The sequence below is a fragment of the Bradyrhizobium sp. Y36 genome (genome assembly GCF_002531575.1).
GTDB lineage: Bacteria > Pseudomonadota > Alphaproteobacteria > Rhizobiales > Xanthobacteraceae > Bradyrhizobium.
In genome coordinates this window covers 165,987-186,174 of record NZ_NWTI01000017.1, presented here as the reverse complement: position 1 = coordinate 186,174, position 20,188 = coordinate 165,987, and the positions used below count along the sequence as shown (strand labels likewise).

Below are 20,188 nucleotides of genomic sequence, written 5' to 3'. Positions count from 1 at the left end.
AAAAACGGCCTCGAATACTTCCACGCCGTCGCAGCAGGATGGAGCCTCAGAGATACGTGCATGCCCTAGTGCGTTCGCAGGGACGACAGCAGATGTTGGGGAAAGACTTTTGCACCATGACCGGTCCCTTTCCGACGTCTGACCGGAGCCCCCCATGATCTCTCGCCGCGCGCTTGAGCTTGCGACCGCCGTCCTCACCGGTAGCTTCGGTGTTGCCGTGTTGGTCCAGAGCCTCGACAACGGCATCGGATGGTCAAGCGCCGGCGTCGACGCCGGCACCTTTCCCTTTCTGACCGGCATCATGATCGTGCTCGGAAGCCTCTACAACCTGGTGAGAGGCGTGATGCCGGTGGCGTCCCTCGCTCATGTTCCCATCGCGATCACGCCGATCGAGCTGCGCCGGCTCGCCAGCCTGTTCTTGCCGGCCGCGATCTTCGTTGCCGCGATCCCGCTGGCCGGGATGTATGTCGCCTCCGCGCTCTATGTCTTCGCGGTGCTGGCGATCCCCCGACACCAATCCGTGCCCCGGGCCCTCGCGATGGCGGGAGCAACGGCACTCGCACTCTATGTCGTGTTCGAGCGCCTGTTCCAGGTCAGCCTGCCGCACGGCGCGCTCGCCGCCGCGCTGGGCTTCTGACGGAGAGGGCGGCGATGGATAATCTCGGCGAGCTCCTGCACGGCTTCACCATCGCGGTGACAATGCCGCATCTCGCCCTGATGGTGGTCGGCGTGCTGCTCGGCATTCTCGTCGGCGTGCTGCCGGGGCTGGGCGCGCCGAACGGGGTGTCGCTGCTGCTGCCGCTGACCTTCGGCATGCAGCCGGTGTCGGCGATCATCCTGCTCTCCAGCATGTATTGGGGCGCGCTGTTCGGCGGCTCGGTGACCTCCATCCTGTTCAACATCCCCGGCGAGCCCTCGTCGGTCGCAACCACCTTCGACGGCTATCCGATGGCGCGCGATGGCCGGCCGACCACGGCGCTGGCGACCGCCTTCGGCTCGGCGGCTTTCGGCGCGCTGGTCGGCGTCATCCTCATCACCTTCCTGGCGTCCTGGGTGGCGCAGGTCGCGCTCGCCTTCGGGCCGGCGGAGTATTTTGCCGTCTACTTCCTGGCCTTTGCCAGCTTCGTCGGCATGGGCGGCGCGGCCCCGATCAAGACCGTCGTGGCACTGGCGATCGGCTTTGCGATCGCGGCGATCGGCATCGACACCGTCTCCGGCAGCGTCCGCCTCACCATGGGCGTCGACGAGCTCGTCAAGGGCGTCAGCTTCGTCGTCGCTGTGATGGGCCTGTTCGGCATCGGCGAGTTGCTGGTCGCCGTCGAAGAGGAATTTCATGCCCGCGCGGTGTCCTCTAAAATCGATTGGGCGGAGGTATTTCGCGCCGTCGGCCGCCTGCCGCGGCACGGCGTGGCGCTGCTGCGGAGCGCCGCTATCGGCTGCTGGATGGGGATCACGCCGGGCGGCCCGACCGCGGCCTCGTTCATGAGCTACGGCATCGCGCGCCGCTTCTCGCGCCGCGGCCGCTATTTCGGCACGGGTGAGGTCGAAGGCATCATCTCGCCGGAAACCGCCGATCATGCCGCCGGCACCAGCGCGCTGCTGCCGATGCTGTCGCTCGGCATTCCGGGCTCCGCGACCGCGGCCGTCATGATGGGCGGGCTGATGATCTGGGGTCTCAATCCCGGGCCGATGCTGTTCGTCGATCAGAAGGACTTCGTCTGGGGCCTGATCGCCTCGATGTATGTCGGTAACATCGTCGCCGTCGTGCTGGTGCTGCTCACCGTTCCGGTCTTCGCGGCCCTGATGCGGATTCCCTTCGTCGTGATCGCGCCGCTGATCGTGATCATCTGCGTCGTCGGCGCCTATTCGGTGTCGAACTCCTATCTCGACGTGGTCATGATGCTCGGCTTCGGCGTCGTCGGCTATCTCTTCAAGAAGCTGTTCTATCCGCTGGCGCCGCTCGTGCTCGCCATCGTCATCGGCGACAAGGCCGAGGACGCGTTCCGGCAGTCGATGCTGATGTCCAGGGGATCCCTCGGCATTTTCTTCGCCAACAAGCTGGTGACCTGCCTGATCGTGGCCGGCATCGCGCTCTTGCTGCTGCCGCTCGTGTTGCAGCTTGCGCGCCTCTGGCGCAAGCCCGCATCCCCCACGGCCGAGACGACGGCCCAGGAGAAGGTGATCATATGACCGCAAAGCCGCTCATTGCATTGGCGATGGGAGATCCCGCCGGCATCAGCCCGGAGCTGACGGCGAAGCTCACGGTGCAGGATGATATCCGTGCGAGCTGCCGGCTCGTCGTCATCGGTGACCGCCGCGTCTTCGACGAAGGCGCGGGTATTGCCGGCGTCAAGCCGGAGCTGACCACGGTGGAGCAGGGGACCGACCATCGCGCGGCGCAGGGCGATGCGTTGTTTGTCGATCTTCGCCACCTCGATCCCGGCGACGTCGAGCCGAAGACCGCCACCCTTGCCGGCGGGAAGTTCGCCCTGGCGAATTACAAGCACGCGCTCGAGCTTGGGCGCGACGGAGGTGCCGATGCGGTGTGCTTCACTCCCTTCAACAAGCAGGCGATGCGGCTCGCCCGCGCCGAGTACGACGACGAGATCGCATTCTCCGCGGAGGTGGTCGGCCTCAAGACCCCGGCGAGCGAATTCAACGTGCTCGACCAGCTCTGGAACGCACGCGTCACTTCGCATATCCCGCTCAAGGACGTCGCCGAGCGACTGTCCGGCGATCGCATCCATCGCGCGCTTGAGCTGACCGATCTCTGCATGCGCAAGGCCGGCTTCGCGCGGCCGCGCATTGCCGTTGCCGGTCTCAATCCTCACGCCGGCGACGGCGGCAATTTCGGCCGCGAGGAGATCGACGTCATCGCGCCCGTGGTCGCGGCCGCCCAGCGCGAGGGCATCGCCGCGGAGGGACCGTTCCCCGCCGATACCGTGTTTCTGCGTGCAAAGGGTGGCGCCTTCGATGCGGTGCTGACGATGTATCACGACCAGGGGCAGATCGCGATGAAGCTGATGGGATTCGATCGCGGCGTGACGTTGCTCGGCGGCTTTCCGTTCCCGATCTGCACGCCCGCGCACGGCACCGCCTATGACATTGCAGGCCAAGGCATCGCCTCGATCGGCGCCAGCCGCGCCGCGCTGCTGCTCGCGGCGGAGATGGCCGCGCGTTAGATCGCCTGACGGTGCGCCGACGTGGCGCTACTTCGCGATCGGCGTCGTCAGCTCCTTGTCGGTCGTGTCCACCACGAAGACGGCAAGCAGCTTCGCAGGCTCGGTATCGCTGGCATTGGCACTGACGCCATGGCGGTCACCGGGCCTTTCGGAGAAGTTCTCTCCCTTGTGAAAGACCTTTGCCGGACCGTCATTGACCTGACTGCGGATCGCACCTTCCAGGACCGTGGCATAGATGAAGGCGGACGGCGCGTGAATGTGGGCCGGGGAGGAGCCTCCCGGACCGTATTCGACCAGCACGCCCTTCATGCTCTTGCCGGGGACGTTGGGCAGCGGCTGGTCGAACACGACCGTGACTTTCGCCGATGGAGCGACAGGCTCGGCTGCGTGGGCCGTCAGCAATGAGGCGGCATAAACCGCTGTAGCGATCACCAATCTGCGCATGGGAGTTCCTTCACTGCGGTGGTTTCGTGATTGCCAGTCTCAGAGGCTCGCGAGCCATGTCGCGAGTGGCGTGGCTCCGAGGCGCGCGTCGGCGAGCGGGTTCAGCGATTTGTCGTCAATGAGACCACCGTAGTAGGGCGCCTTCGGGTCTCCGACCACGGGGCGGGCGTCGCCGGATGCCTTCAGGCGGCGTGCGATGAACTCATTGAACGGAGCCTTCTCAGGACCTGCGATGTCGATCGTGCCGTTGAGCGGCCTGGCTGTTGCGACCTCAGCGAGGCGTGCGGCGACGTCGTCGGCAGCGATCGGTTGAAACATTGCCGAGGGAACGACGATCTTGCCGTCAGTCGCGCCCATTTCGGCGATGGCGCCGAGGAATTCGAAGAACTGAGTGGCGCGCACGATCGAGTAGGGGATTGAGGCAGCCTTGATGATTGTCTCCTGGGCGAGCTTGGCACGGAAATAGGCGTTGTCGGGCGACCGTTCGGTTCCGACAATCGACAGGGCCACGTGATGCTTTACGGCCGCCGCAGCTTCTGCCGCGACGAGATTTTTGCTCGAACGCTCGAAGAATTCGAGCACGGCGGCGGGCTCCCAGGACGGCGCGTTGGCGACATCGACGACAACATCTGCGCCTGCCAATGCCGCAGCGAGGCCTTCCCCGGTCACGGCATTCACGCCTGATTTCGGCGAGGCGGCTACGGCCTCGTGGCCTAGCTGCCTGAGCTTCGCCACGAGCTTGGATCCGATCAACCCGGTTCCGCCGATCACGACGATCTTCATGAAAAGTCTCCTCGGCATGGGGCGAACGTGAGCTTGGTGACAATCAAGCGGTCACTCACGGTCCGTCGGTGGGCGTGATGCGAAGCGCAGTCTACCCGAGCAATGCGGCGAGCTCTTGCCTGAAATCGGCCTGCCTTGCCGGAAAATGCTCCATCGCGCGTTGGGACGTGAGGTGATCAGTAAGGGCTCATTCCCCTCTCAAGAGGGCGTGCGGCGTCCCAGACGCTCGGTGAAGCGGATCAGGTAGCCATCGGGGTCCTGAACGAGGAATTCGCGCTGGCCAAGCTCCTGGTCGCCCACCCGTTACCAGGCTTCATTCGGCTGCTCGTAGAGCGGCCATCCGGCGTCGTCGAGGGCTTTCAGCATCGGCGCGATGCGATCGACGGTCATCTGAAAATTGATGCCACGTCCGAACGGTCGTTGGACCTCCGCCGTCTCCCAGCGCCCGTTCAATTCGCAGAGCATGATCTGCAGGCGGCCCCTGACGAGATAGGCAAACCGGGCGGCGGGGCGTTCGTAAGCGATTTCAAAACCAAGCAGGTCTCGCCAGAATCGCAGGCTGGCTAAAATGCTGGAAACGCCGAGTTCGGGAACGAGGTCGGCAAAGCCGCCTTGCGGTGCGTCTCCCGTACTGTCGGAGGTTGCGCGCGCGAGCGGGTCTGAAAGAGGTGGCTTGGTCGCGTCGCTCGATGTCATGACTGACAGGCGTACCCCGCCACGGGCGAACAGCCACGCATGCTGCACATTACTGTGATCGCAGATTGCCAGCGTTTTGCCCGACGTGTCAAAACTGCTTGTGGCGAGGCGTTACGGCGATCGCAAAACACCAATGAAAACAACCCTCGGTCTACTGTGCATGGGGTTGTTTTCGCGTTTTTTGGATCGGCCGGCTGCCTCAGGCCCCGCAAATGATCACGCCGTACCAGCCAAGCCCGCGATAGGTCTCGTAACCCGGGGTCGCGTGGAAGGCGACCAGCGCGCCCGTGCGGTCGTGATGGAAGCCGGAGCGCTGGCCATTCAGCGAGATCGAGATGCGCTCGCTGAGGATGCCCTGGCCGTCGGACGCTGCGATGACACGCAAATTCGAATCCACCAGCAGCACGCGGGCCCTGTCGCTGTCGCCGACGCGCACGCCCTGGACGATGGCGCGGGCCTGCGGCTCCCAGTCGAAATGGATGGCGAGCACGCCGATCGGGGCACCGCTCGCTTGGCCGCCGGCGCGGACGCTGGCGCAATAGGTCGCGACCTGCGCGTTGCCGAGCAGGGGCTGGTTCTCCACGTCGCCGGCGACATAATCGTCGCCGGAGCGCAAGGTACGCGCTTCGCGAAACCATTTGGTGTGGGCGACGTTCTGGCCGACCACGCGGAAGCGGTCGGCGCGGCCGTTGGCGATGACGTTGCCGTCGAGGTCGCAGAGCCAGAGGTCGAGGTAGACCGTGTAGGCCCCGAGGATCACGCCGAGGCGCTGCGAGGCATAGGTCACCGCGGCCGGCGCCGGCGAGGCCGCGCAATCGACCACGGCGGAATCGGTCGCCCACCAGCGCACGTCGCAGGTGCGCTCATAGAGGTTGCGGTCGATCAGCTCGACCGCGTTGAGGGACAGGTCGACCATGCGCTCGCCGCGCGAGCGCTGGCTCATGCGGTCGATCGAGGCGACGAGATCGCCGGTCCGCTTCGTGAGCTGGGTCTCGAGCTCGCGCGCGATGGTCTCGACCTGCTGACCGACGCCGCGCACCTCCTGGGCCACCACCGCAAAGCCTGCGCCCTGCGCGCCGGCGCGTGAGCTCTCGATCAGCGCGTTCAGCGCCAGCATTTTCATCTGGTTGGTGATCTGCTGGATCGACTTGGTCTTGTCGACTGCGATCTGGTTGACCTCCGCGGTCAGGCGATTGATCAGCGCGGAGATGTCGGAATCGTCGTCAGCGGGTTCGGCGGCGATCGGCTTGGCTTTCAGACCCAGCGCAGCAGACATCGGGGATTTCCCTTGGCAATGAGGTCTGATCTGCAACGAACCCGGAACTACAAATTACAGATCGAATACGATTCTTTTTCGAGGATTCCGCCTAACGCCTGCTTAATTTGCTGTTTTGTGGGGTGCCCAAATGATAGTCAGTCCGCGCAGCAAAGCGGCAATCCACCGCTTTGTGCGGCGCGGACGTTGCAAACCTCGGGGGATTCCGGGTCAATCACCCGGCCGGCCGGGAGATGTCGCTTCCGCTACCGAGTTCCTCAAGCCGATCGCGATTCATGACGCCGCCTGCCACTGCCTTGCCCGTCGAAGCGCCCCAGGCGTTCCTGGGCGTGGCGCGCTCGCTGACCGACAAGCTCTGGCGCGACCGGCTGGACCCTCGCGGCGCCGCCAAGGCGCTCGCCATCGTGCAGCAGCATCAATTGCCGGAACTGCTGGCGCGGGTGCTCGCGGGCCGCGGCGTCGATATCGACGCCGTCGCCGACTTCCTCGACCCGACCATCCGCAAGCTCATGCCGGACCCGTTCACGGTGACGGGGATGGAGGCGGCCGCCAAGCGGATCGCCGATGCCGCAGTGAAGGGCGAGAAGGTTGCGATCTTCGGCGACTACGACGTCGACGGCGCGACCTCGGCTGCGCTCCTTGCCTGGCACCTGCGCCATTGCGGGCTCGATCCGCTGATCCACATTCCCGACCGCATCTTCGAAGGCTACGGCCCCAACGTGGACGCCGTCCGCGGGCTCGCCGCCAAGGGCGCCACGCTGCTCGTCACGGTGGACTGCGGCACCACCAGCATCGAGCCGCTCGCCGAGGCCAAGCGCCTCGGCATGTCCGTGGTCGTGATCGATCATCACCAGGCCGGCACGGAGCTGCCGGAGGTCGATGCGCTGGTCAATCCGAACCGCCTCGATGACATCTCCGGCCTCGGTCATCTCGCCGCCGTCGGCCTCGTGCTGGTGACGCTGGTTGCGGTCAACCGCGAGCTGCGCCAGCGCGGCTTCTGGAGCGCGGAGATGCCCGAGCCTGATCTGCTCGGCATGCTGCATCACGTCGCGCTCGGCACGGTCGCGGACGTTGCCCCGCTGATCGGCCTCAACCGCGCCTTCGTCGCCAAGGGCCTGATCGCGATGCGGCGCCGCGACCATGTCGGCCATACCGCCTTGATGGACGTGGCGCGGCTCAACGGGCCGCCGGAGGCCTGGCATCTCGGCTTCATGCTGGGACCGCGCATCAATGCCGGCGGCCGCATCGGCCGCGCCGATCTCGGCGTGCGGCTGCTGCTCGAAGGCGACAGCGTCGAGGCGGCGCGGATCGCCGCCGAGCTCGATCGCCTGAATAGCGAGCGCCGCGTCATCGAGCAGGGCGCCGAAGCCCAGGCCGAAGCCGAGGCGCTGGCCTCGATCGGGCTGGAGGACAAGCTCGGCGTCATCGTCACGGCCTCCGAAGGCTGGCACCCCGGCGTCGTTGGCCTCGTGGCCTCGCGCCTCAAGGAGAAGTTCTCGCGGCCGGCTTTTGCCATTGCGCTCGAGCCGGGCGGCATCGGCACCGGCTCGGGCCGCTCGATCGCCGGCGTCGATCTCGGCAAGGCGGTGCGGCAGGCGGTCGCCGACGGCATTCTCCTCAAGGGCGGCGGCCACGCGATGGCCGCGGGTGTCACGCTGCGCAAGGAGAAGCTTGCCGAATTCCGCGCCTATCTCGAGAACGCGCTGGCGCAGGACGTCGCCGAGGCGCGTCACGTCAACGAGCTCTACATCGACGGCGCAGTCTCAGCGCGCGCGGTGACGACGGAGTTGGCGGCGACGCTCAATCGCGCAGGTCCCTTCGGTAGCGGCAATCCGGAGCCGGTGCTGGCGCTGCCGGCGCACCAGCTCGTTTTTGCCGACGAGGTCGGGCAGGCGCATCTGCGTCTGCGCTTCAAGTCGGGCGATGGCGCCATCGTCAACGGCATCGCGTTCCGCTCGATCGGCCAGAAGCTCGGCAATGCGCTGCTGGCCAATCGCGGCCAGCAACTGCACGTCGCGGGCTCACTCTCGGTCGATCGCTACCAGGGCGTCGAGCGCGTGCAATTCCGCGTCATCGACGTCGCACTACCGGACCAGGGGCCATCCGTGATCAGATAACGCAAGATCCCTCGCGACAAACGCGGTACGCGTTTGCGCGCAGATCAGGCGCCGACAATCGATCGCGCGAACAACAAAAAAGGGAGTGAACATGGCAGGGCAGGTTGAGGGCAAGGTCGCGCTGGTGACAGGCGGCGCTTCTGGAATTGGCGAGGCCATTGTCGAGTTGTTCGCACGCGAAGGCGCGACCGTCATTGCGACCGACATCGACGAGCTGCGCGGTCCGGAACTCGCCAAACGCGTGACAAGCGCCGGCGGCAAGGTGATCTTTCTCGAGCAGGACGTCACCAGCGAGGAGCGGTGGATCGAGATGGTTGCCGAGATCGGCAAGCGCTACGGGCGGCTCGACATTCTCGTCGCCAATGCCGGCATCGGCATCGCCGTGCCCTCGATCGTGGACATGACGCTCGCCGACTGGCGCAAGCAGAATGCCATCAATCTCGATGGTGTGTTTCTTTCGGTCAAGCACTGCCTGCCTCTGATGCGCAAGCACGGTGGCGGCTCGATCGTCATGATGTCCTCGCTGGCTGGTCTGCGCGGCGCGCCCGGCCTGTCGGCCTATTCGCTGACCAAGGGCGGCGTGCGGCTGTTTGCCAAATCGATCGCGATGGAGTGCGCGGCGGCCGGCGACGGCATCCGCGTCAACTCGGTTCATCCTGGGATCATCGACACGCCGATCTGGGGCAAGATCCCGACGGGAGCGACTGGCGCCGGCCAGAATGCCCCGATCGATCCGGAGGAGCGGGCCAGGGTGGCAACCCCGCTGGGGCGTGCCGGGCAGGCGGCCGAGATCGCCTCCGGCGTGCTGTACCTGGCCTCCGATGCCTCGCGCTACGTCACCGGCAGCGAGCTCGTCATCGACGGCGGCATGAATGCCGGCGGCGTGCCGAGGCGGGCGTGAGCCGCGCAGGGCAGGGTGGCAGGCGCAGGGGCTGACGCGCAGGCGTCGGCCCTGTAGAACGCGGGGAAGCTTTCCGACCGACAGAGGTGTCCTTCGCCATGGCGCACAGCCTTCACGCTTCCTCACCCGCGTCAGCGCCATTCCGCTCGAACCGCCCGGACCTTGCTAGCGATGCGATCCGCACCGCGCGGGAGGATTTGGCCGCCTGCTTCCGCATGGCGGCGCGTAACGGGTTCGAGGAGGGCATCTGCAACCATTTTTCGGCCGTCGTGCCGGGCCATGACGACCTCTTCCTCGTCAATCCCTATGGCTACGCCTTCCGCGAGCTCACCGCGTCGAAGCTCTTGATCTGCGATTTCCACGGCAACGTGCTCGACGGCGAGGGCGTGCCGGAGGCGACCGCGTTCTACATCCACGCCGAGATGCACAGGCTGCTGCCGCGCGCGAAAGTCGCGTTCCACACCCACATGCCCTACGCCACCGCGCTGTCGATGACAGAGGGCGATCCCCTGATCTGGGCGGGCCAGACCGCACTGAAATTCTATGGCCGCACGGCGGTCGACCGCGACTACAACGGTCTCGCGCTCGACAACCGCGAAGGCGCGCGCATTGCGTCGGCCGTTGGCGATGCCGACATCGTCTTCATGAAGCATCACGGCGTGATGGTGCTGGCACCGACCATCGCGGAGGCCTGGGACGATCTCTATTATCTCGAACGCGCCGCCGAGGTGCAGGTGCTGGCGATGTCGACGGGCCGCAAGGTCCTGCCGGTCGATCCCGCGATTGCGGCCGAGACCTACCGGCAGATGCGCGAGGGCGATTCCGAATCCGCGCGGCTGCATCTTGCCGCGATCCGTCGGCAGTTGGACGCCGAGGAGCCGCAATACAGGCATTGATGTGTCATTCCGGGGCGCGCGAAGCGTGAGCCCGGAATCCATCGTGCAGCAGGCGACGCGGCGACATGGATTCCGGGCTCACGCCAAGTGGCGCGGCGGAATGACGGCGGCGCAGGGCGTCACGTTACGACCCCTGCCGCAGCTTGGCCAACACCTTCAGGCCGCCATAACCGTCCGCCGGTGTGATGCCCGCGCGCTGCTGGAAATCCTTGATCGCCTTCATGGTGTCGTTGCCGACGCGGCCGTCGGTGCCGCCGGTATCGAAGCCGGCCTTGGTCAGGCGTGTCTGCATCTCCTGCACCTCGGCCAGCGTCAGTGCGCGCTCCGAGCCGGGGAAGGGCTGAATGAAGGGAGGCCCGCCGAGGCAGCGGTCGCCGAGATGGCAGATCGCCAGCGCATAGTTCATGGACGGGTTGTAGCTCTTCACCGAGTAGAAATTCGGTCCGAGCAGGAACGACGGTCCGCCCGCGACCGGCGTCCACATTTGCGCGGATGCGTTCGGTTGCGGGAAGGGCTGGCCGTCCGCGCGGGTGACGCCGGCCCCTTGCCAGGCCGCATAGGTGCGGCTGCCGCTCATGTTGCCGGCGGCGCGCACCTCATAGCCCCAGTGCTCGCCGCGATGCCATTTGCCGCGATTGACGAGATATTTGGCCGTCGATCCCAAGGCGTCGTCGGGCTTGCCGAATGGCGACACCTTGCCGTCGCCGTCATAGTCGATGCCGACATTGAGCCAGACTTCCGGCATCCATTGCGAATGGCCCATGGCGCCGGCCCACGATCCCTGCATCTGCTCCGGCGTGCTCCAGCCCTTGTCGACGATGCGCAGTGCGTTGATCAGTTCGGTCTCCCAATAGGCCTTGCGGCGCGGCTCGTTCCAGGCGAGCGCGGCGAGCGAGGGAAACACCGGCGTCATGTGGTTCTGCTGCACCAGGGGATCGCCATAGGCGGACTCGACGCCCCACAGCGCCAGCAGCGTGCCGCGCTCGACGCCGAAATCGCGCTCGATGCGCGCGAGCAGCGCCTCGTTGTTCTTCAGCGCGATCTTGCCGTTGATGATGCGCCAATCGGAAACGCGGCGGTTGATGTATTGCCAGACCTGCTCGTGGAATTCAGGCTGGCTGCGCATCTGCTTGAACACGCTCATGTCCGGCTCGACCCGCGCCATCGCGCGCTGCCAGGTCGCGGCAGAAATGCCCTTCGCCATCGCCCGTGCGCGAAAAGCCTCGCGCCATTCGTCGAAGCCTGGAGGCGCGGCGAGGACGCGTGTCGGAAGTGCAAGCACGGCGGCCGCACCGACCGTCGTTTGCAGCAGGGCGCGGCGCGTCGGCCGGGGTAAGGAATCAGCGTGTTTCATCGGCGCATTCTAGCCCGAAACATGGCTCGTGTGAGTCGGTTCCTGGAACATCCAGGCGCTGCCGAATTCGGCCTCGGCGATCGGTCATTTTGTCGGAACAAAGTGTCGCACTCCTGCATTCCTCCCGCATGACAAGAGGAGGACATGATGAGGAAATATCTGTTTGCCGCCGCCATGGTCACCGCCATCGCGGCGCCTGCGTTCGCGGATGAAGTCGGCGTGCATGTCGGTCCGGTCGGAGCCGGCGTGACAGTTGGCCAGTCTCCGGACTATCGCGTCCGCGAGCGGGACCGCACCACTGTGATCAAGGAGCGCGAGCCGTCCAGCCGCACCACCGTGATCAAGAAGGAAGATGAATTCGGCAATCGCAGCAAGACCGTGATTCATCACGACAACGACTGACGGAATAGGCCCCGGCTTGAAGCGCCGGGGCCGCTTCCGTACATCGAGAATTCGGGGTGGAATGAAGATACGCGCGCACGCGGAAAGCCACGTCGTCGAGCTCGACGACGGATCGCAATGGCAGATCTTTCCCGGCGATCTCGCGACCACGCTGAGCTGGAAGCCCGAGACCGACCTGAGCTTGGAGCAGAGCGGTGATCGGGTGAGTTCGCATGTGCTGGTGAATGGCACGGACCAAAGCCGCGTGCGGGTGATCGCGGCGGGCGAGGCGTGGCCCGACGGCGAGGTTAAGAATGTGTTGAAGGGCGGCTAGTCCGCGTGCGCCGGGTGCCCCGACTTTGAGGCTGCAGCTTTACGGTCGGTTCGCTTCTGCCTGCGCAGGATGCGCGCATGCAGGAGCTGTCCGACATCATCCGTGCCAATCCCTGGCCGTTCGGCGCCGGGCTTTTCGTTGTCATCCTGATGATCATCGCCGAAAACTTTGGCCGCGGTGTTCAGGGCGGCGGCGACGGGGGCGGCGATTTTTCGGATGCCGCCGGCTGTGACGGTGGCGGAGACGGCGGAGGCGGCGACTAGCCGTTGTCCGGTTCTCCCGGTCTACTCCTGCTGCAGCTCCGTCGCGACGTTGGCGAGCCAGCGGCGAATGCTCGCCTCGGCCTTGGCGTCGAGGCCGCCGGCCAGCCGCTTTTCCAGCGCGATCACGCGTTCCCTGCACGCTGTCAACAGCGTCGTTCCACGGTTGGTCAGCGTCCATTGCTGGATCCGGCCGTGGACGGGATGAGGCGTCATCACGATTGCGCCGTCGCGTTCGAGGTTGCGGATGATGACGCCGACCGTCTGGGGGGTGAGGAAGGTGAGACGGGCCACATCGGCGCCCGATAGCCCCGGATAGGCATTCAGCATCGTCAGCACGGCAAATTGCGGCGAGGTTACGCCGAGATCGGCGAGCGTCCGCTCCATCGTCAGGCGAACCGCGGCGTGGGCCTGGCGCAGGAGATAACCCAGATAGCCGTCTTCGCCGCGCTTGCCTTCGCCGGGGGCGGGCACGTGCACGGCATCAGGTCCGGCGGTTTTGCCCCGGGATTTCGATGTCGTGATGGCGGACGCCTTGCGTAACATGTAAGTGCTCTTATAAGATGTAAGCAGTCTTATAATAACACGAGGTGAACGGCAATGTCACACGCCCGCAGCGAATACGAGGATTTCAAGCGGATCGCGCCAGATGCGTATGATCTGGTGCTTGCGCTGGGCCAGCTTGCGGCCAAGGCCGGCCTCGACAAGCAGTTGCTCGAGCTCGTCAAGCTGCGGGCCTCGCAGATCAATGGCTGCGCCTTCTGCGTGCAGCATCACATCCTGTTGTCGGAGCGCATTGGCGTGCCCGTGGACAAGCTCAATCTGGTCGCGGTCTGGCGCGAAGCGCCGATCTTTTCGCCGCGCGAGCGGGCCGCGTTGGCCTGGGCCGAGGCCCTGACCTTCCTGCCCGACGGCGTCAGTGACGAGGTCTATGCGCAGGCTGCGCGCGAATTTTCCGAGACCGAGCTGATGTACCTGACCTCGGCGGTCGCCTCGATCAACGTCTGGAACCGGTTTGGTGCCGCATTTCGCTGGACGCCGGCGACCCGGCCGGTGGCCGCGAATGCCGCGGCATCCTGATCAGCACGAGGGGAGATTGTCATGACAGCAATCAGCTTGGCCAATCCGCAACGTCCGGTGCCGTCGCGCGCGATGGCATTGGCCGCTGTTGCCGGGCTCGCCTGCGCCCTTGCGATCGGCAAGGCGCTGCCCGTGACGATAGACACGGTATCCAATGTGCTGGCCCCGCTCTGTGCCACAGCTGCGGAGAGCTCGCCTCTCGACAAGGTCGAGCCGATCGGCTCCTACGCGCTGCCCAACGTTCCGGGCAAGCGCGTCACGATCGTTCGTGTATTCTACGGACCGGGCGGATTCTCGCGCCCGCACCGTCATGCGGGATCTGTGACCGCCTACATCACCAGGGGTGAGATCCGCTCCCAGCTCGGCGGCGGCCCAGTCGAGACGTTCGGCGTCGGCCAGTCCTTCTTCGAACCACCGGGCTCGACGCATCTGGTGTCGGCGAATGCGAGCATGACGGAGCCGGCGGAATTGATCGCAGTGTTCGTTGCGGACGAGGGCGCGCAACTCACGACGCTTCTGGAGTGATCGATAGCCCGGATGGAGCGATGCCGGTCGGCCTCGCTCCTTTCAGGCCGACCGCGATCGCCTCAGCCGTTTCCAAGCCGGTGCAAGAGCGTATTCCACTGCCGGAATCGCAAGCGCGCCGATGATCAGTCCGAACACGCCTGAGATGGCGGCCTCGACCGACCATTCGACGATGCCCGCAATGGAGGGAAATGCGTGTGCCGCAGCCTCGGTCGCGGCGTGGACCGTGCGGCCGACCACCGGCGGACCATATTTTTCGACGCCATGCAGGATGATGCCGCCGCCGACCCAGATCATCGCGGCCGTACCGATGGTGCTCAGCACGGTCAGGAAGGGGGGCATGCCGCGAACGAGCGCGCGTCCAAGCGCCCGGATCGCGGCGCCAATGGCTGAGGCGCCGTCATAGCGTGCAAGGGCCAGCCCGGCATCGTCCGCCTTCACGATCAGGGCCACCACGCCGTAGACCCCGATCGTGATGCCGAACCCGACCAGAGCCAGCACCAGCGCCTGCGTCCAGATATTGCCCGATGGGAGTGCCGCGAGCGTGATTGCCATGATCTCCGCCGACAGGATGAAATCCGTCTTGATGGCGCTCGCGACCTTCTCGTCCTCGACCGACCTTGCTTCGACCGCAACCGGTTGGAGCTCAGCTTCAAGGGCGTGCGCATGATGCGGCATCACGGCTTCGAGCACCTTCTCGGCGCCCTCGTAGCAGAGAAAGGCTCCGCCCAGCATCAGCAGCGGCGTCACCGCGGCGGGAAGGAAATAGCCGAGCAGCAGGGCAATCGGCAGCAGGATCAGCAATTTGTTGCGCAGCGATCCGACCGCAATCTTGCCGACGATGGGCAACTCGCGTTTCGAGGCAAAACCGATGACGTAGTTCGGCGTGACGGCCGCGTCGTCGATGACGACGCCGGCGGCCTTTGCGCCCGCTTTGGCAGCCTGGCCCGCGATATCGTCGAGCGAGGCGGCCGCCACCTTCGCAATCGCCGCGACGTCGTCGAGGAGACCGATCAATCCGACACTCATCAAGCCGATCCCTTGTTCATTCGAGCCGGCGGTGTCCGCGACTGCACACACTTGCACCGCCCTTCATTTGGAAGCGAGCAAGCTCTCAATTCTCTTCGCTGCCCGACCCCTCGCGCAGGTCCGGCTTGATCACGTCCTCCGGTAGCGCATGGGCGACCGGCTGGGCCGTGACTGCAATCTCCGGGCCGATCTCGCGGCCGCGGGCGTGGATCAGGCGTTCATAGGCGGAGACCAGGGTCGCGTAGGGGCTGACCCAGATCCAGCCGTCGCGGGTGAACACCTGCACGTCGAAATGCAGATGCATCGACGTTCCCGCGGGATGGTCGAGATAGTTGGAGATCACGCCGATCTTCTCGCCTTCGGTGACGATGCGGCCATTGAGCACGCCATCGGCATTCATCGCCTGCGGGTTCATGTGCATGTAGCGGAAGCGGATGTGCTCGGTACGGCTGTTGACCTGAAGCGTCGCGGCCTGGTCCTTGGCTCCGCGGATCACGATCGCGTCACGCACGGCGACGACGGCACGCTGCTTGGGATCGCAGGGCTCGCGGCCTTCGCCGGGTGGCGGGCAATCGGCGGCGCGGATGTCCTCGCCCTGATGGCCGTAGCCTCCGCCGCATTGCCAGACCTCGAAGCTGCGCGACTCGCAAAAATTGTCGCGCCAGGGATAGGCGGTCGGACCTTCGCTCTTGTCGCGCTTGCCGTAGGATTGCGAACGCACGAAGGCGGGGGCTTTTTCGAGCGGAAAACGGATCTGGGCATAGGCCATCACGTCGGGATGGCCGCCCTGCTTGCGATAGCCGGTGTTCGGGATGATGTCGCCGCTCGGCCGGTAGCTGAAGTCGGCTGAGCGCTCCGCCGGACGATCGAGGATGGTGGAGGCGATGTCCGCCAATGGCCGCATGCGTTGGCCGCCGGCGACGCGGAGGGCCTTCAGGAAGCGCTCGGCAACCGGGTAGGCTTCCTTGCAGGCGAGCCGCCGCGGCTTGGCGACGCTGTCGAGGCACTGGATCGAGACCACATAGGCGACGCCAAAGCGCGTGAAGGCGTAGCGGACATAGCCCTCGCGGATGAACTTTCGCAGGTCCGGATAGAGCGCCGCGAGCGGCTTGACCTGCTCGCCCTTGCCCCCTGAGGGATCGGCGATGTCGTAGACGAGCGCAGAGCCCGTGATCTGCACTTCGACCGGCCTTGCGAACACCCGGGCCGGCATGCCGTCGCCGGCGCCGGGCTCGAGCGAGAAGGTCGCGCTGTAGCCGGCGGGACCGGCATCGAACATGTCGACGGGATTGAAATCCGCCTGGTAGCGCGACAGCGCGAGCATCGCCGGCGCACCGCTGCGCTGCGTATCGAGGTAGGCGGCGGCGTCGAACGGCAACAGCACAGGCACCGGACTGCGGGTGATGCCCGTGAAGAAACGCGAGGAGACCGCGTTGAGCTGCACCAGTGCGGGCGTCGCGCGCGGATCGTAGCGCGGTACCGAGCGGCGAGGGACGAAGGTGAAATCCTCCGCGACCCGGGGGCGGCTGCCGATCTCGGTGCGGAGCTGGTCGAGCGCTGCGCGCCAGTCGACGCGCAGGGCCGTGAGCGAGGGGCTGCGGAATTCATCCGCGGCGAGCGGAGAGCCAAGAAGGAGCGAAAGCGACGCCAGAACTTGCGAGACGAAGCGGAAACCTTTCCCAACCACTGTCTCGCCCCCCGGCGCCACCTGTTGCGACCGCTCTGTTCCCCGTCAGTCCTTGGCGCGCTCGGAGTAGGAGCCGTCTTCGGTCATCACCACGATGCGGGTGCCGACCGAGATGTGCGGCGGCACGGCGGTGCGGATGCCGTTGGAGAGCACCGCGGGCTTGTAGGAGGAGGAGGCGGTCTGGCCCTTGGTCACCGGCTCGGTCTCGACCACTTCCAGCGTCACGCGCTGGGGCAGCGCGAGCGAGACCACGTTGACGTCGTGGACCGACAGCTTGACGATCATCTCTGGCTGAAGGTAGGCGGCCGCGTCGCCGACCACGTCCTTGGAAACCTGGACCTGGTCATAGGTCTCCGGGTTCATGAAGTGGAAGCCGTCGCCATCTTCATACAGGAAGGTGTAGTTGCGCTCTTCGATCGTGGCCTTTTCGACCTGGTCGGTGGTCTTGTAGCGTTCGGAGATCTTTACCCCGTCCGAGATTCGGCGCATTTCGATCTGGCTGACCGGGGTACCCTTGCCGGGATGGATGTTTTCGGCGCTGACGACGACATAGAGCTTGCCGTCTTGCTCGATCACGTTGCCCTTGCGAATAGAACTGGCGATGACTCTCAAAGCTATATTTCCTGCTTGCTTGGCCCGGCACCGGCCAGGACGTGGTCAAATCGATGGGGGACTTGGGGCCTCAAATCGGACCTCGGCGCCCGTTTCGGGCCGCAACATACTGATTTTGCCGTTGGATGCCAGCGTTTTGCTTGGGGTGGGGGCGGTGGGTTGATGACTGGGGACAAGCCCATTTCACCGTTCTGGTCGCCCGACCGACACCTCGACCGGCGGCCTTTCCTGAGGGCGCGGGGGGCCATTACCGGAGCGATACGGGGCTTTTTCGCCGAGCAGGGCTTCGTTGAGGTCGAAACCTCCGTTCTCCAGGTCTCCCCGGGCAACGAAACCCATCTGCACGCCCCCCGAACCGAGCTGATGCGGCCGGACGGCAGCCGGGTCAGCCGCTATTTGCGGACCTCGCCGGAATTCGCCTGCAAGAAGCTGCTGGCGGCCGGCGAAACGCGCATTTTCGAGTTCGCCCGGGTGTTCCGCGACCGCGAGCGCGGCGACCTGCATCTGCCAGAATTCACCATGCTGGAATGGTACCGGGCCGGCGCGCCTTATGATGCCATCATGGCCGACACCGTGGTGGTCATCGCCAGCGCAGCGCAGGCCACCGGCATCGGAACCTTCGCCTTTCGCGGCCGGACCGCCGATCCCTTCGCCGAGCCCGAGCTGCTGACGGTCGCGGGCGCCTTCGACCGGTTCGCCGGCATCGACCTGCTGTCGACAATCTCGGGCAGCGAGGGTAATCGTGCCGCGCTCGCCGAGGCTGCCGGCGGCAAGGTCCGCGTGGCCGAGGACGACACCTGGTCCGACATCTTCAGCAAGGTCCTGGTCGAGCATGTCGAGCCGCAGCTGGGGCAGGGACGTTTGACCATCCTGTTCGAATACCCATCTCCAGAGGCGGCGCTGGCACGGGTGAAGATGGACGATCCCAGGGTGGCCGAGCGCTTCGAGGTCTATGCGTGCGGCGTTGAGCTTGCGAACGGCTTTGGGGAGCTGACCGATGCCGGGGAGCAGCGAAAGCGCTTCACGGAATCGATGACCGAGAAGCAGCGCCGCTACGGCGAAGCCTATCCGCTCGACGAGGACTTTCTGGCCGCTGTGGCCGCCATGCCGGAGGCAAGCGGCGTCGCGCTCGGCTTCGACCGGCTGGTGATGCTGGCGAGCGGCGCAGCGCGAATTGATCAGGTGGTGTGGACACCGCCTGCAGGTGAGAAATGACGAAAACTGGTCTTGCACGGACATTGCGCGAGCCGGCCGAGCTCGTGGCCGAAGGTCTGGCGCCGGCGGCTACGCTGCCCGCGCTCGAACGCGTTGCCGCGCGCTATGCGGTGGCCATCACGCCGGCGCTGGCCGAACTGATCGATCCGTCTGATCCCGACGATCCCATCGCCCGGCAGTTCGTTCCGACCGCCGCGGAGCTGGAGATGCAGCCGGGCGAGAACGCCGATCCAATCGGCGATCACCCGCACTCGCCCGTATCCGGCATCGTGCACCGCTATCCCGATCGCGTCCTGTTCAAGCTCGTTCACGTCTGCGCGGTCTATTGCCGCTTCTGTTTCCGCCGCGAGATGGTGGGGCCGGGCAAGGAGAACGCGCTGTCGGATAGCGCCTATCGCGCTGCGATCGATTACATCCGATCGCATCAAGAGATCTGGGAAGTGATCCTGACCGGCGGTGATCCCTTGATGCTGTCGCCGCGACGAATGGGCGAGATCATGACCGATCTCGCTTCCATCGATCACGTCAAGATCATCCGCCTGCACAGCCGCGTGCCCGTGGCCGATCCCGCGCGCATCAGCGACGAAATGGTCGCGGCGCTCAATGTCGAGGGGGCGACCACCTGGGTGGCCGTGCATGCCAACCATGCGCGCGAACTGACTGGGCTGGCGCGCGCCGCCTGCGCGCGGCTCGTCGATGCCGGAATTCCGCTGGTGAGCCAGTCCGTGTTGTTGCGCGGGGTCAATGACAACATCGCCGCGCTGTCGGATTTGATGCGAGCTTTCGTCGAATGCCGCATCAAGCCCTATTATCTGCATCACGGCGATCTCGCGCCGGGTACCGCGCATTTGCGGACGACGCTGGCGGAGGGGCAGGACCTGATGCGGCAGTTGCGCGGGCGGGTGTCAGGGCTGTGTCAGCCGGACTATGTCATCGATATCCCCGGTGGTGCCGGCAAGTCGCCGGTCGGGCCCAGCTATGTGTTGGCGGAGCAAAATACCGCAGCCGATGGACGTGAAGCGGACGCGAAAACGAGCTATCGTATCGTCGACTATTGCGGCGACGTTCATCTCTATCCGCCTGAGACGTGAGCGGTGAGAAACGCCGGTTTGAGAATGGAGGATCGGACATGAAGAAGATCATGCTGGCAGCATCGCTCGTGGTCTTGCTCGGTGGCATGGCGATTGCGCAGACCGGCACCAAGGGATCGACGTCGGGTGGTGCAAGCTCCGGATCCCTACCGCAGGCTCCCGTTGGCCATCGCCAGCCGCGCGTCTCGGACGTGCCGAACGAGAAGAGCCTGACCGATCCGAACGATCCGCTCAGCAAGGAAAACCAGGCGCTCGACAAGAAGATCAAGAGCATCTGCCGCGGTTGCTGATCATGTTGATTGCGGGCAGGGCGCCACGACTCGCC

23 protein-coding genes are annotated in these 20,188 nt (G+C 65.6%); 14 read left to right on the top strand and 9 right to left on the bottom strand.

Annotated features, from left to right (window positions below; all coding sequences use genetic code 11):
- The first annotated feature begins 154 nt into the window (after positions 1 to 154).
- From CO669_RS25630 to CO669_RS25620, 3 genes are read left to right on the top strand one after another with little or no spacing between them, the layout of a single operon-like run.
- Positions 155 to 637, top strand: a complete 483-nt coding sequence (locus tag CO669_RS25630) for a tripartite tricarboxylate transporter TctB family protein (RefSeq protein WP_097662708.1) — start codon at positions 155 to 157, stop codon at positions 635 to 637.
- 14 nt (positions 638 to 651) lie between these two features.
- Positions 652 to 2,190: a tripartite tricarboxylate transporter permease gene (locus tag CO669_RS25625; RefSeq protein ID WP_097662707.1), complete on the top strand. Its 1,539-nt coding sequence runs from the start codon at positions 652 to 654 to the stop codon at positions 2,188 to 2,190.
- Complete coding sequence (locus CO669_RS25620; RefSeq protein WP_097662706.1) at positions 2,187 to 3,182, top strand: 4-hydroxythreonine-4-phosphate dehydrogenase PdxA; 996 nt, start codon at positions 2,187 to 2,189, stop codon at positions 3,180 to 3,182. Before CO669_RS25625 ends, CO669_RS25620 begins: the two co-directional genes overlap by 4 nt.
- 27 nt (positions 3,183 to 3,209) lie before the next feature.
- Here CO669_RS25620 and CO669_RS25615 read toward each other — a convergent pair whose 3' ends face one another.
- The 4 genes from CO669_RS25615 to CO669_RS25600 form a co-directional block, all read right to left on the bottom strand.
- Positions 3,210 to 3,626 carry a cupin domain-containing protein gene (locus CO669_RS25615; RefSeq protein WP_097662705.1) on the bottom strand — a complete coding sequence of 139 codons (417 nt, stop codon included), beginning with the start codon at positions 3,624 to 3,626 and terminating at the stop codon, positions 3,210 to 3,212.
- 39 nt (positions 3,627 to 3,665) lie between these two features.
- A complete protein-coding gene (locus CO669_RS25610) occupies positions 3,666 to 4,409 on the bottom strand; it encodes an SDR family oxidoreductase (RefSeq protein WP_097662704.1) in 744 nt (247 codons plus the stop codon).
- 303 nt (positions 4,410 to 4,712) lie between these two features.
- Positions 4,713 to 5,105: a VOC family protein gene (locus tag CO669_RS25605; RefSeq protein ID WP_349627018.1), complete on the bottom strand. Its 393-nt coding sequence runs from the start codon at positions 5,103 to 5,105 to the stop codon at positions 4,713 to 4,715.
- 199 nt (positions 5,106 to 5,304) lie between these two features.
- Positions 5,305 to 6,381, bottom strand: a complete 1,077-nt coding sequence (locus tag CO669_RS25600; protein WP_097662703.1) for a methyl-accepting chemotaxis protein — start codon at positions 6,379 to 6,381, stop codon at positions 5,305 to 5,307.
- A 275-nt stretch (positions 6,382 to 6,656) separates the two neighbouring features.
- Between CO669_RS25600 and recJ the strand changes: the two genes are divergently transcribed.
- The 3 genes from recJ to CO669_RS25585 all read left to right on the top strand — a co-directional run bounded on the left by recJ (position 6,657) and on the right by CO669_RS25585 (position 10,295).
- Positions 6,657 to 8,498: a single-stranded-DNA-specific exonuclease RecJ gene (gene recJ / locus CO669_RS25595; RefSeq protein WP_097662702.1), complete on the top strand. Its 1,842-nt coding sequence runs from the start codon at positions 6,657 to 6,659 to the stop codon at positions 8,496 to 8,498.
- 91 nt (positions 8,499 to 8,589) lie between these two features.
- Complete coding sequence (locus CO669_RS25590) at positions 8,590 to 9,399, top strand: SDR family NAD(P)-dependent oxidoreductase (protein ID WP_198964259.1); 810 nt, start codon at positions 8,590 to 8,592, stop codon at positions 9,397 to 9,399.
- Between the two features lie 98 nt (positions 9,400 to 9,497).
- Positions 9,498 to 10,295 carry an aldolase gene (locus tag CO669_RS25585; RefSeq protein ID WP_097662700.1) on the top strand — a complete coding sequence of 266 codons (798 nt, stop codon included), beginning with the start codon at positions 9,498 to 9,500 and terminating at the stop codon, positions 10,293 to 10,295.
- A 124-nt stretch (positions 10,296 to 10,419) separates the two neighbouring features.
- Here CO669_RS25585 and CO669_RS25580 read toward each other — a convergent pair whose 3' ends face one another.
- Positions 10,420 to 11,649, bottom strand: a complete 1,230-nt coding sequence (locus CO669_RS25580; protein WP_097662699.1) for a lytic murein transglycosylase — start codon at positions 11,647 to 11,649, stop codon at positions 10,420 to 10,422.
- Between the two features lie 147 nt (positions 11,650 to 11,796).
- Between CO669_RS25580 and CO669_RS25575 the strand changes: the two genes are divergently transcribed.
- From CO669_RS25575 to CO669_RS25565, 3 genes are all read left to right on the top strand, one after another.
- Complete coding sequence (locus CO669_RS25575; protein WP_097662722.1) at positions 11,797 to 12,051, top strand: hypothetical protein; 255 nt, start codon at positions 11,797 to 11,799, stop codon at positions 12,049 to 12,051.
- A gap of 61 nt (positions 12,052 to 12,112) precedes the next feature.
- Positions 12,113 to 12,364, top strand: a complete 252-nt coding sequence (locus CO669_RS25570) for a hypothetical protein (RefSeq protein WP_097662698.1) — start codon at positions 12,113 to 12,115, stop codon at positions 12,362 to 12,364.
- Between the two features lie 77 nt (positions 12,365 to 12,441).
- Positions 12,442 to 12,627, top strand: coding sequence for a hypothetical protein (locus CO669_RS25565; RefSeq protein ID WP_097662697.1), 186 nt, complete (start codon positions 12,442 to 12,444; stop codon positions 12,625 to 12,627).
- A gap of 21 nt (positions 12,628 to 12,648) precedes the next feature.
- Here the strand turns inward: CO669_RS25565 and CO669_RS25560 are convergent, their stop codons facing one another.
- On the bottom strand, positions 12,649 to 13,170 hold the full coding sequence (locus tag CO669_RS25560) for a MarR family winged helix-turn-helix transcriptional regulator (protein ID WP_097662696.1): 522 nt from the start codon (positions 13,168 to 13,170) through the stop codon (positions 12,649 to 12,651).
- A gap of 54 nt (positions 13,171 to 13,224) precedes the next feature.
- On the opposite strand from CO669_RS25560, the gene CO669_RS25555 reads away from it, so the two are divergent.
- Positions 13,225 to 13,704 (top strand): carboxymuconolactone decarboxylase family protein, encoded by a 480-nt coding sequence (locus CO669_RS25555; protein ID WP_097662695.1) that lies wholly within the window; start codon positions 13,225 to 13,227, stop codon positions 13,702 to 13,704.
- A gap of 21 nt (positions 13,705 to 13,725) precedes the next feature.
- Positions 13,726 to 14,229 carry a cupin domain-containing protein gene (locus CO669_RS25550; RefSeq protein ID WP_097662694.1) on the top strand — a complete coding sequence of 168 codons (504 nt, stop codon included), beginning with the start codon at positions 13,726 to 13,728 and terminating at the stop codon, positions 14,227 to 14,229.
- Between the two features lie 42 nt (positions 14,230 to 14,271).
- Here the strand turns inward: CO669_RS25550 and CO669_RS25545 are convergent, their stop codons facing one another.
- From CO669_RS25545 to efp, 3 genes are all read right to left on the bottom strand, one after another.
- On the bottom strand, positions 14,272 to 15,258 hold the full coding sequence (locus tag CO669_RS25545; protein ID WP_097662721.1) for a DUF808 domain-containing protein: 987 nt from the start codon (positions 15,256 to 15,258) through the stop codon (positions 14,272 to 14,274).
- A gap of 85 nt (positions 15,259 to 15,343) precedes the next feature.
- Positions 15,344 to 16,966: a peptidase M23 gene (locus CO669_RS25540; RefSeq protein WP_097662693.1), complete on the bottom strand. Its 1,623-nt coding sequence runs from the start codon at positions 16,964 to 16,966 to the stop codon at positions 15,344 to 15,346.
- A 24-nt stretch (positions 16,967 to 16,990) separates the two neighbouring features.
- Positions 16,991 to 17,557 carry an elongation factor P gene (gene efp / locus CO669_RS25535; RefSeq protein WP_097662692.1) on the bottom strand — a complete coding sequence of 189 codons (567 nt, stop codon included), beginning with the start codon at positions 17,555 to 17,557 and terminating at the stop codon, positions 16,991 to 16,993.
- A gap of 162 nt (positions 17,558 to 17,719) precedes the next feature.
- On the opposite strand from efp, the gene epmA reads away from it, so the two are divergent.
- The 3 genes from epmA to CO669_RS25520 are packed head-to-tail and all read left to right on the top strand — an operon-like array spanning position 17,720 to position 20,153.
- A complete protein-coding gene (gene epmA, locus CO669_RS25530) occupies positions 17,720 to 18,772 on the top strand; it encodes an EF-P lysine aminoacylase EpmA (RefSeq protein WP_097662691.1) in 1,053 nt (350 codons plus the stop codon).
- The gene (locus tag CO669_RS25525; RefSeq protein WP_097662690.1) at positions 18,769 to 19,863 is read left to right on the top strand and encodes a lysine-2,3-aminomutase-like protein; all 1,095 of its coding nucleotides are present in this window, start codon (positions 18,769 to 18,771) and stop codon (positions 19,861 to 19,863) included. The genes epmA and CO669_RS25525 overlap by 4 nt, the downstream gene beginning before the upstream one ends.
- A 38-nt stretch (positions 19,864 to 19,901) precedes the next feature.
- Positions 19,902 to 20,153, top strand: a complete 252-nt coding sequence (locus CO669_RS25520) for a hypothetical protein (protein ID WP_097662689.1) — start codon at positions 19,902 to 19,904, stop codon at positions 20,151 to 20,153.
- The last annotated feature ends 35 nt before the right edge of the window (positions 20,154 to 20,188 follow it).

What these genes read in the sequence shown, in the direction of transcription:
- CO669_RS25630 (WP_097662708.1), top strand. Translation starts at nt 155, where the DNA reads ATGATCTCTCGCCGCGCGCTTGAGCTTGCGACCGCCGTCCTCACCGGT.
- CO669_RS25580 (WP_097662699.1), bottom strand. Translation starts at nt 11,649, where the DNA reads ATGAAACACGCTGATTCCTTACCCCGGCCGACGCGCCGCGCCCTGCTG.
- CO669_RS25525 (WP_097662690.1), top strand. Translation starts at nt 18,769, where the DNA reads ATGACGAAAACTGGTCTTGCACGGACATTGCGCGAGCCGGCCGAGCTC.
- CO669_RS25565 (WP_097662697.1), top strand. Translation starts at nt 12,442, where the DNA reads ATGCAGGAGCTGTCCGACATCATCCGTGCCAATCCCTGGCCGTTCGGC.
- CO669_RS25545 (WP_097662721.1), bottom strand. Translation starts at nt 15,258, where the DNA reads ATGAGTGTCGGATTGATCGGTCTCCTCGACGACGTCGCGGCGATTGCG.
- CO669_RS25560 (WP_097662696.1), bottom strand. Translation starts at nt 13,170, where the DNA reads ATGTTACGCAAGGCGTCCGCCATCACGACATCGAAATCCCGGGGCAAA.
- recJ (WP_097662702.1), top strand. Translation starts at nt 6,657, where the DNA reads ATGACGCCGCCTGCCACTGCCTTGCCCGTCGAAGCGCCCCAGGCGTTC.
- CO669_RS25555 (WP_097662695.1), top strand. Translation starts at nt 13,225, where the DNA reads ATGTCACACGCCCGCAGCGAATACGAGGATTTCAAGCGGATCGCGCCA.
- CO669_RS25570 (WP_097662698.1), top strand. Translation starts at nt 12,113, where the DNA reads ATGAAGATACGCGCGCACGCGGAAAGCCACGTCGTCGAGCTCGACGAC.
- CO669_RS25615 (WP_097662705.1), bottom strand. Translation starts at nt 3,626, where the DNA reads ATGCGCAGATTGGTGATCGCTACAGCGGTTTATGCCGCCTCATTGCTG.
- CO669_RS25620 (WP_097662706.1), top strand. Translation starts at nt 2,187, where the DNA reads ATGACCGCAAAGCCGCTCATTGCATTGGCGATGGGAGATCCCGCCGGC.
- CO669_RS25610 (WP_097662704.1), bottom strand. Translation starts at nt 4,409, where the DNA reads ATGAAGATCGTCGTGATCGGCGGAACCGGGTTGATCGGATCCAAGCTC.
- CO669_RS25585 (WP_097662700.1), top strand. Translation starts at nt 9,498, where the DNA reads ATGGCGCACAGCCTTCACGCTTCCTCACCCGCGTCAGCGCCATTCCGC.
- CO669_RS25575 (WP_097662722.1), top strand. Translation starts at nt 11,797, where the DNA reads ATGAGGAAATATCTGTTTGCCGCCGCCATGGTCACCGCCATCGCGGCG.
- CO669_RS25550 (WP_097662694.1), top strand. Translation starts at nt 13,726, where the DNA reads ATGACAGCAATCAGCTTGGCCAATCCGCAACGTCCGGTGCCGTCGCGC.
- CO669_RS25520 (WP_097662689.1), top strand. Translation starts at nt 19,902, where the DNA reads ATGAAGAAGATCATGCTGGCAGCATCGCTCGTGGTCTTGCTCGGTGGC.
- epmA (WP_097662691.1), top strand. Translation starts at nt 17,720, where the DNA reads ATGACTGGGGACAAGCCCATTTCACCGTTCTGGTCGCCCGACCGACAC.
- CO669_RS25605 (WP_349627018.1), bottom strand. Translation starts at nt 5,105, where the DNA reads ATGACATCGAGCGACGCGACCAAGCCACCTCTTTCAGACCCGCTCGCG.
- CO669_RS25600 (WP_097662703.1), bottom strand. Translation starts at nt 6,381, where the DNA reads ATGTCTGCTGCGCTGGGTCTGAAAGCCAAGCCGATCGCCGCCGAACCC.
- CO669_RS25625 (WP_097662707.1), top strand. Translation starts at nt 652, where the DNA reads ATGGATAATCTCGGCGAGCTCCTGCACGGCTTCACCATCGCGGTGACA.
- CO669_RS25590 (WP_198964259.1), top strand. Translation starts at nt 8,590, where the DNA reads ATGGCAGGGCAGGTTGAGGGCAAGGTCGCGCTGGTGACAGGCGGCGCT.